This is a genomic window from Hyphomicrobium sp., assembly GCF_009026145.1.
GTDB lineage: Bacteria > Pseudomonadota > Alphaproteobacteria > Rhizobiales > Hyphomicrobiaceae > Hyphomicrobium_A.
In genome coordinates, this window is record NZ_WBUE01000062.1 from 1 (window position 1) to 1,879 (window position 1,879).

Consider the following 1,879-nt stretch of genomic DNA (forward strand, 5'->3'; position numbering starts at 1 on the left):
TTGTGTGCCGAGCATGAACGACAGCTTGGAGGTGGAAGTCCTCTATCCAGCCTGATGGCGGCGAAGGATTAGCGAAGCGCAAGGGCGTCGCCGCGAGGCGGGGTCTGAAAGAAGCGCGGAGCAAAACCGCGGCCCGATGGACAAGAACCGGATAACGAGGCCTACCCGGCCGGACGAGCGAGCAAGTGATCGCGAAGTCCAAGGTCATCAAGGACCGGGGTGGTAAATCCGGCGGGCGTGCGGTGAAGGCGGTCGGTCTTACCTCGGGAGGTCTGCGTTGTGTCCCGGTAACGGGACTGAGGTCGTCGCAAGGCGGCCTGACCGCAGCGCAGAAGTCAGCAGAGGGCATAGTAGGCGGGAGCGTCCGCCGAAGGCCCGAACGGTGGAATGGCGAATAGAGCGGCGATCTCGCGCGAGCCATGCGGCAGAAGAATCAGGTGGAGCTGAACTTGGGCACCGGGGCAAGGGGTGAAGCCTTGAGCGCCGCCGCCCAAGAGACCGAAGCACGCGCGGCGAGAACCGATATCGAAAGCCGGTCGGCCTTGGTTGGGCCGTCGATGGAAGCGATTGTCGAGCGTGAGAACCTGAAGAAGGCACTGGCGCAAGTAAAGCGCAACAAGGGCGCGCCAGGCATCGACGGCATGAGTGTCGATGACCTGCCGGCCTACCTGAAGGAGCACTGGCCCGCGATCCGGGCACAGTTGCTTGACGGCGCCTACAAGCCGCAGCCGGTGCGGCGGGTTGAGATACCGAAGGCGTCAGGCGGCAAGAGGCCGCTCGGCATTCCGACGGTGCTCGACCGCTTCATCCAGCAGGCGGTGATGCAGGTGCTGCAGGCAGACTGGGACGGAACGTTCTCCGAGCAAAGCTTCGGCTTCCGGCCGGGCCGCTCGGCGCATCAGGCCGTGGCACGGGCGCAAGCGTACATCGCATCCGGCTACGGGTGTGTGGTCGACCTCGACCTGGAGAAGTTCTTCGACCGGGTCAATCACGACATCCTGATGGGGCTGGTGGCGAAACGGGTGCCTGACAAGCGCATCCTGAAGCTGATCCGGGGCTTTCTGACCGCGGGCGTGCTGGCGGATGGGCTGGTCAGTGCGACGGAAGAAGGCACGCCGCAAGGCGGCCCGCTCTCGCCGCTATTGTCGAACCTGATGCTGGACGTGCTGGACAAGGAACTGGAGAAGCGCGACCACCGCTTCGTTCGTTACGCCGACGACTGCAACATCTATGTACGCAGCCAGCGGTCGGGCGAGCGGGTGATGGCGAGCCTCGAGAAGTTCCTCGCCAAGCGTCTCAAGCTGACGGTGAACAAGGCCAAGAGTGCGGTTGCCAAGCCGAATGGCCGCAAGTTCCTGGGCTTCAGCTTCACCGGCGGGAGGGAGCCACGGCGGCGCATCGCGCCGCAGGCGATCGTTCGCTTCAGGAGCCGGGTTCGGGAACTGACACGGCGCACGCGCGGGGCGAGCCCTGCGCAGATTGTGACCGAGCTGTCGCGCTATCTGGTCGGATGGCGCGGCTACTTCGGCTTCTGCGAAACCCCGTCGGTGTTGCGCGCACTCGACCAGTGGCTCAGGCGACGCCTGCGCGCGATCGTCTGGAAGCAATGGAAACGCGGACGCACTCGTTATGCAGAGCTGCGACGCCGCGGCGTCGGCCGGGACTTGGCGGCGCAGAGCGCCGGCAGCCCACATGGCCCCTGGCGGCTCAGCAACAGTCCCGCGCTCACCATCGCCCTGCCAAATGCTTTCCTCGGCTCCCTCGGGTTGCCTTCCCTCGCACCCAACAAGGCGGCTAATCCATCGAACCGCCGTATACGGACCCGTATGTACGGTGGTGTGGGAGGGGAGGAGCCGTGAGGCTCCCCCCTATCCCGATT

At 65.2% G+C, this 1,879-nt stretch carries 1 protein-coding gene; it reads left to right on the plus strand.

The annotated features are described in order from the left end of the window. Positions 1-419 precede the first annotated feature (419 nt). Positions 420-1,859 (plus strand): group II intron reverse transcriptase/maturase, encoded by a 1,440-nt coding sequence (gene ltrA, locus F9K20_RS21185; RefSeq protein ID WP_291006787.1) that lies wholly within the window; start codon positions 420-422, stop codon positions 1,857-1,859. Positions 1,860-1,879 lie beyond the last annotated feature (20 nt).